Here is a 7,464-nt window from a genome sequence, read left to right on the forward strand (position 1 = left end):
AACCCCAGAAGTACACGGGCAACTGGTACGAAATGCTGAAAAACAGTCCACTGATGAGGAAGCCAAACAGCGTGGATTGTTCGGTGGTGAAAACCTCGTTGCGACGGTACATAACCACCAGCGTACCGACAATCAGTAGCAAATTCAGGAAGAGGCCCACGGCTCCGTAGTTGTACAGCATGTCGATGTACTGCGAGTGAATGATGGTGCCTTTTTCGGGAAAGTCTTCGTTCTCCATGATCTCGCCCCGGTCGTACCCTTCGTACCGCCAGCCGAACAGCAAGCGGTCCGGAATCTTACTGAGGTAAAACTCCGACTGTTCGAGTCGCCAGCTACCGGTTTCATCTTCCTTGGGATCAAGAATACCTCCAACGTTATCGAGGAAGGCCTGCGTTTTGGCTTCGGGTAGCAGCGTAACCGCCGGAGCCAGTAAGCCAAGCATTACTAAAAAGGTACCGAGCGTCTTGCCCAGCGGTAAAGCCTGTTCCGTAATTTTCCCAAACAAACCAAACACCACCAGTAGAAACGCCGCCGCACCCGCCGCCGAGATAACCGAGCGGTGTAGCAAAAAGACAATCAGAGCGAAGGTCAGTACGGATTTAAAAAAGTCGGAGAGCCGGTGTTCCCGTAAGTACGTGATCATGTAGTACAGGAAGGGAATGGTCAGGTACAGGGCTTCGGGAGCGGTAACGGTACGGCTTTCGGAGGTCAGGCTGTACGAGAAAATTTGCCCGAGGAAAATCTGATTAATCAGGTAAAAGCTAAAAATTAACCAGTTGGCGTACTTGAGTTTAAACGGTCGGGCCTGCGTAGCCACGTAGTACGTGACCATCGCCAGTCCACTGTAAAAGAACCGCTTGATGACGAAGTACGAATACATCCAGGTACCGTAGAGGTACTTCGATTCGAGTACGAGCAGGATGACGCCCAGAAACATCGGCCAGGCCATCACTTTAAAGAAAGTGGGATAATGTAAGTAACAAACTACCAGGGCGGGGATGCCAATCAGGGCCACCACGTTGGTAAGTTTATCCAGAAAAGGGCTCAGCGTATTGCCCCCGTGACTGAGAGCACTGACCCCAAACAGAAGTACGAATAAAAGAATGCGATATATCCAGACCATACAAGGGCTTGTGGGCGGTTCGACCTATTAAACAGGAATGGCTTGTGCCGTAACTAACGAGGGTTCCTGAACCGTTTGTCGGTAAAAATGAAGTAACTCGTTGACGGACTTGCGATGATTAAATTTGTAATCGGCGTGAACGGCCTGAGCTTCGGCTAGACTCTTTCGCTTGTTGGCTTCGAAATACGGAGCAATCTCATTGGCCAGACTCCGGGCGTCAGTACCCCGCAACGGGCCATTCGATTCGGGTAACATTTCTGGGATACCTCCCACGGGCAAAGCCAGTACGGGCGTCTGCACCGCAAAAGCCTCAATGATCGAGTACGGACAGTTATCGTTCAGGGCCGTATGAATGTACAGGTCACTCTGAGCGACGAGCTGCCAGGGAGCGGTGTGCCGTCCGTAAAACTTCACCTGTTCTTTCAAGCCCAGCGTTTCGGCGAGTTGCTCATACTCCTGCCGTTTGGGACCATCGCCAATCAGCCAGATGTTGAAATTGGAAAGGTTACGCAAGCGTAATTCGTGACCGATTTCAATCAGTAATTTCTGATTCTTGCGTTCGTCAATATGACCTACGTTTGTAATCGTCAGGGTAGGGGAGGGAGTCCGGGAAACGAACGTTCCTTCAAGTTGTACGGTATTCGGCAGTACACGTTTGGTAAGGTCTTGTGGTAACAGGTGCCGCGACTGAGTATAAGCGTAGTTGGAAACGAATACGTAATTCTTCACGTACGAGAACAGGTAGGTGTACCAGGCCGTAAGTTGGCGGGTAAACCAGGGTTTTAGGGCATACGCCAATACCAGTTCCTTGACCGGATCGTCGTTGAAATGACAGGTCAGTACAATGGGTGTCCGGCGGCCCAGGGCCAGGTACGCGGCAACCCCCGAGCGTACATCCTGAGCATGGATGAGGTCGATACCTGCATTCCGGAGTTTGCGAGTCGCCAGGTACAAACCCGTGAAATAGGCAAACTCATCATACACCACCCAGGAAGCTCCTCCCAGCGGACGCATGATGCGTTTGAGTACGCCGAGCACTTTCTTCCAAACGGTAGGCGTATGCGAGGCATCCACCTGCGTCACCTGCACGCCTTCGCGGGTCAGGTCCTTGACCAGCGTTCGGCAGTAGGTAACCACGCCCGAGGGCGAGGTAGGAACGAGGAAAGTAGCGATTAATACGTTCATGGGGTGGTCGGTTGAATACGTTAGCGTTGCCGAAAACTCTGAATGCGTTCTTTACTGAAAGCCACCGCCTCCCGCAGGTAGGCCAGCTTTACGACTTGAATTCCCTGCGAACGCAGATGAACGTAAAAGGCCAGAATGACGAAAATCTCCGTGACAACCCAGGAGTACGAAACACCAATGTGGCCCAATTGCTTGATGAGCAAAGCGTTCAGGCCCAGACTAATGACAGAAGCGAGAGCAGAGATACGGAAAAAGGCTTTATCCATTCGCAGGTTGATCATGGTATGAACTCCCAGCAAATTATTCAGACCCAGCGTAATGGGTAAAATCGATACAATGCGTAGGACGACAACGGCTTCTTCAAACTGATCGCCGTAAAACAGGTGAATGAAGAGGGGAGCGATGCTATACAATCCAATGGTAATCAGGGTCATTAGTACTACGACTGGGAAGAAGATCGTCCGTACCACTTTGAGCCCTGCCTCCTTACCCTGACCAAAAGCCCGGGCGACGATGGGGAAAAAAGCCTGACTCAGGGCCAACGATACGAACGACTGCGTAATACCCGCGATACGAGTCCCCGCCGAAAAAATCCCGACGCTATAGGCCGTTGAAAAAATTCCCAGCAGAAACGTATTGGAACCCGCGTAAATCGTGGCTACTACCGAAGTGAAAAACAGTGTACTATCGTCTTTGAAACGCTTCAGCAGTTGAGCAATCGATGGGAAGGTGTACGTCAAATCAAACCGCCGTAAGGCTACTACAAAGGCAGCTACGCTAATGAGTACTTGGGCGATGCTTAGCGACAGGTTCTGGTAAATGTAATCGTTGGGTTCACGGATAAAGATGAAGACTGTAAACGTGAAGAGTACCTTGACGATGGTATTGAAAATGGCTACTCGTCCCAGATCTTCCATGGCTTGGTACAGCCAAATGGGAAAGAGTACTATGCCCAGACAACTGATGTAGGTACAAACGTGCAGCCACCAGTGAGTCCGAAACTCCTCCACAAAATACGTAATGCCTCCGAAGATGACCGTCGAAAGCACCCAGAGCAGGGCTTTGCCCGTCATGACTTCACTAAAAATCTGGTTGACCAGCGATTTGTTGTGGCGATCGGCGGCAATGGCTCGGACCGCTGCCGTATCGAAACCATAATTGATCAATAAGGTAAAGTACGCCACGTAGGCCTGGGAAAAGTTGAGTAACCCCAGCCGTTCGGGGCCGATGATGCGAACCACGTACGGTACCGTAAGCAAGGGCAGCAGCATATTCGCCACGTTGACGCTGAAGAGCGAAGCCACGTTAATGGCAAACCGCTTCAGGGTCGACTTGGAGAGAGCAACCGGGGGCTTTTCTATGAGGGGTTCATCCAGTACTTTTTCTTCAATCATAGGTAATGGCGGGTTAATGGGGCCTCGTTAGGCCGTACTTTTTTTATTAAGGAAGCGGTACAATCGTACCGTTTTTATGCCATCGGGGTACTTTCTGAAATTGTTAAAAATGCTGTCAAGGGCCGCTTCACCGTAAATCAGAAAATCATACATCCGGTGTTTTCGCTTGGAACGGAGTTGTACGAAAGTCTCCCGTAACGACCATTGCAGAAAAACCATGATACCGTACTTGTTGCCGTGCATATTCTGAAAAATGCGTCGCTGGTTTCGTACGGCGTAGTACTGTTTCCAGGCTCCGGGCCAGGGAATACCATTTCGATCAAAGGACGGGGGGTGATAGAAGACGGAATTAGTAACCGTTACTACCGAAAACCCCATTTTGATGGCCCGGGTCATGTACTCCACTTCGTCACCCCAGATAAAGAGCTTACGGTCGGGCAGGCCAATATGTTTGATAACCTGCCGGTGAATGAGTGTACCGTTGAAAAAAGAAGCAACGCCGTACACCAGGTCCACCTGCGTCATATCGGTTACTTTCCGATAACTTTTATTGGGTCGATCAACGTAGAAGGCCAATTCGGAATGATCCTTGTTACTGATCGATACGCAATTTTTAATACAAGGTCCGATATTCGGCGATTCCAGTAGGGCCCGTAAGGCACCCGGTGTCGCTACGCAATCGTCGTCCATGCACCAAATCCACTCGTACTCCGCCTCGTAGGCCGTCTCGATACCCGTAGCGAATCCACCGGCTCCACCGCAGTTGGCCTGGGTCGTTACGAGCAGTTCGGGTTGGGTTGCCAGCCAATCGGCCGTACCATCCGTACTGCCATTGTTAATCACAAAGATGGCTTGTACCGGAAAGGTCTGTTGCTGCAAACTGGTAATACAAATTTTGAGGTCTTCTAGCCGGTTATAGGTGACTACTACGGCAGCTACTTTTTTCATGCGAAATACCAGGTTATCCATTTAATATAGTTCATAGGGACAAGGGGGATAACGGACTGATACAAGGAACTCTTTCAATAAAACCAGTGGGGCTTAGCAGCAAGCAGACTGAAATAGCGGTTCAATAAGACTTTATACTAAAAGGCATTTTTATTACCCGTGGCAGCTGCTTTGATGGTCCACCAGCAGATGGTAGCATCCAGCCGAGCGGATTGCCGATGAATGTACAGGTGATCATAGCGAATGCGTTGTTTCATTTTACTGAGATGTTCGGTTTCACCACGTGCTCCCCGGGACTGAGCCAGGCCAGTAATGCCGGGAAGTACGGTATACCTTTCCTTGTAGCCGGGCATCGAGTGCCAATACTGGGCATCCAAGGCTACCGGATGAGGGCGTGGCCCGACAATGCTCATATCGCCCAGTAACACATTGATAAATTGGGGCATTTCGTCCAGGTTGGTTTTCCGTAGATAACGACCCAGGGGCGTAATGCGGGAGTCGTTTCGGGTGGCCTGTTTGAAATCAGCATTTTCCTCATAACGCATCGTCCGGAATTTAAAGCAGCGAAAGGGCTTGCCGTTCCGTCCGGTGCGTAGCTGAACAAACAGGATCGGTCCGGGGGAAGTCAGCTTGATGAGAAGACTGATCAGGGGAAGCAGCCACACCAGCACCAGTACCGTTACGGAACTAGCCACGGCCAAATCAAACATCCGTTTTTTGAAAAACTGAGTCGGATTGGGTTGAGCGTGCGTAGGCGTAAACAGCGTCTGATTGGTAATCGGTATTCGGACAGCCTTCTTATTGATCGTGAGTGACATCGTATGGCAGGTTATGGGATGAAGGCAAACGCTATTTATACGAGTAACTATTCTTGTAGTTGTAGTGGTACGATTCGCCACCCGCTACACCATTCAAAATAATGTTGAGGTTGTTGAAGCGGCGTTCGCGATGCAAAACGTCTAGCTCCTTGAGAGCCGTTTTGGGCGTTACGCCGTGACGGATGACAAACAGCGTAGCATCGGCCATGGGCGAAACCAGCTGAGCATCGGTGACAATACCTACCGGAGGAGCATCCACGATGATGTACGAGAAGCGTTCGCGTAGTTCCTGAAGGAGCTGGGGCAGTCGGGGACCGCTCAGCAACTCCGAAGGATTAGACGGCAGCGGACCACTCGGAATGACAAAGTAGTTCGGGTAGCCCGGAACGGGTTTGATAATTTCTTCGAGGGAGGCTTCTTCGTTGAGGTAATCGCTGATCCCGATATCATTCTGTACGTCGAACACCTGGTGAATCCGCGGCATCCGCATATCCATTTCAAGAATAACGGTCGGTTGCTTCATCAAGGCCAGGCTGGCTCCCAGGTTCATGGAGATGAAGGATTTTCCTTCGCCACTGATACTGGAGGTGAACAGCAGTACGTGGCTTTCGTCCATCTCACCCCGGCGTAAGTGAAGGTTAGTACGGATCGAACGAATCTGTTCGGCGATAATCGATTTGCTGTGCTGAGCGATAACGAGCTGATCTTTTTCCCGTTTCTTCATGATTTCACCCAAGATGGGAACGCGGGTTACGCCTTCCACGTCTACCCGACGCATCACGCGACCATTGAGAGCTCCTTTGCTGGCAATTGCCGCCGTGGGTACCAGAAAACCGATCAGACCAAACAGGGCGTAAATCACCACGCCTACGGGTTTCACGGGCATTGCTCCGCTTTCAGCCGCGTCGATGGTATGATTTTCGGGTACGCTCGCGGCGAAGGCAACGGCCATTTCCTCGCGTTTCTGTAACAGGTAATTGTAGAGGTTATTCTTAATGGATTGTTGACGCGTGATGTCGATGAGTAAGCGTTCCTGCTGAGGAATATCGCGAATGCTATTTTCGAGTCGGGTGTTTTTCTGTTCATACTGCTTTTGGGAATTGAGCAGCATGGTCTTCATTGTTTGTACGTTCTGACTAATATTCTGCCGCGTGGACCGGATCTGATCGTCCATGCCTTTAATCATAGGGTTAGCGTCGGTAGTTGTCTGGCTAAGCTGCTGCCGCTGTAACTGCAACTGGGAAAGCTTGTCGAGTTGCCCCAGCAGTACGGGATCATTCAACCCTACGGTCGCGGGCGTCAGCCCCTGCTCATCTGACTGCGTACTGATGAATTTCTGTAAATCGTTCAGCGTAGCCAGTTGAATATTTACTTGATTCAGCTGATTGTCATTTTGCTGGGTGGATTCCAGGAAAGTAGCTGCCTGCGAGCCCAAATCGGTAATGGAACGAGCGGATTTATACCGCTCGACGCGTTTTTCTACGCTCGACAAATCGCCCGACACCGTCCGAAGTCGGTCTTCGATCAACTGAATCGTTTGCGTTGCTACGCGGTTTTTATCAGCGAGCGTCCGATCATTGTACGCTTTAGCCAGGTTATTCAGAATGGCGTCGGCCTTTTCCGGTACTGCATCTTCGAGTTTCAGGTGTACCACGGAAGAAGTTTTGCTGGTAGCTTCCGCTTTCATATTACTTAAATAACCTTTAATGGCAGCGTTTCGAGGAAGAAGCTGTACAACTAAGGGTTCGGTCTGAGCGTTGACTGCCTGACGAGTGAGTACCCGGATCTGACCGGTAGGTAATTGAATACTCGCATTAAGCGGGTAGACCTTTCCGTCGATATTCACCTGCTTCTCATTGAGAAAACTCAGCTCTAAGGGTTTTTTATACAGGGCATTCTTGGGCTTCTCGGCCAGAACGGTCACGGGCGATTCCTGAAAGATTTCCCGCTTACCAAATGAAGTTTGGTGGTAGTACTTAGTCTGTAGTTGCAAGGC

General features: G+C 50.5%; 6 protein-coding genes. All 6 read right to left on the reverse strand.

Annotation, left to right across the window (positions count from 1 at the left end; genetic code table 11):
- Positions 1-1,123 (reverse strand): O-antigen ligase family protein (locus ACOJTG_RS07720; RefSeq protein WP_420153279.1); only part of this gene is annotated, 1,123 nt, incomplete at its 3' end.
- Positions 1,124-1,150: 27 nt separating this feature from the next.
- Positions 1,151-2,308 carry a glycosyltransferase family 4 protein gene (locus ACOJTG_RS07725; RefSeq protein WP_420153280.1) on the reverse strand — a complete coding sequence of 386 codons (1,158 nt, stop codon included), beginning with the start codon at positions 2,306-2,308 and terminating at the stop codon, positions 1,151-1,153.
- 20 nt (positions 2,309-2,328) lie between these two features.
- On the reverse strand, positions 2,329-3,702 hold the full coding sequence (locus ACOJTG_RS07730) for a flippase (RefSeq protein WP_420153281.1): 1,374 nt from the start codon (positions 3,700-3,702) through the stop codon (positions 2,329-2,331).
- A gap of 27 nt (positions 3,703-3,729) precedes the next feature.
- Positions 3,730-4,650, reverse strand: a complete 921-nt coding sequence (locus ACOJTG_RS07735) for a glycosyltransferase family 2 protein (protein ID WP_165796100.1) — start codon at positions 4,648-4,650, stop codon at positions 3,730-3,732.
- A 137-nt stretch (positions 4,651-4,787) separates the two neighbouring features.
- A complete protein-coding gene (locus ACOJTG_RS07740; protein ID WP_104715555.1) occupies positions 4,788-5,468 on the reverse strand; it encodes a sugar transferase in 681 nt (226 codons plus the stop codon).
- Between the two features lie 31 nt (positions 5,469-5,499).
- The coding region (locus ACOJTG_RS07745; RefSeq protein WP_420153282.1) for a polysaccharide biosynthesis tyrosine autokinase at positions 5,500-7,464 on the reverse strand (1,965 nt) is incomplete at its 5' end.

This window comes from Siphonobacter sp., from assembly GCF_048595215.1.
In the GTDB taxonomy this organism is placed as follows: Bacteria; Bacteroidota; Bacteroidia; order Cytophagales; family Spirosomataceae; genus Siphonobacter.

Coding starts and splice junctions, on each gene's coding strand:
- ACOJTG_RS07725 (WP_420153280.1), bottom strand. CDS start 2,308: ATGAACGTATTAATCGCTACTTTCCTCGTTCCTACCTCGCCCTCGGGC.
- ACOJTG_RS07735 (WP_165796100.1), bottom strand. CDS start 4,650: ATGAAAAAAGTAGCTGCCGTAGTAGTCACCTATAACCGGCTAGAAGAC.
- ACOJTG_RS07740 (WP_104715555.1), bottom strand. CDS start 5,468: ATGTCACTCACGATCAATAAGAAGGCTGTCCGAATACCGATTACCAAT.
- ACOJTG_RS07730 (WP_420153281.1), bottom strand. CDS start 3,702: ATGATTGAAGAAAAAGTACTGGATGAACCCCTCATAGAAAAGCCCCCG.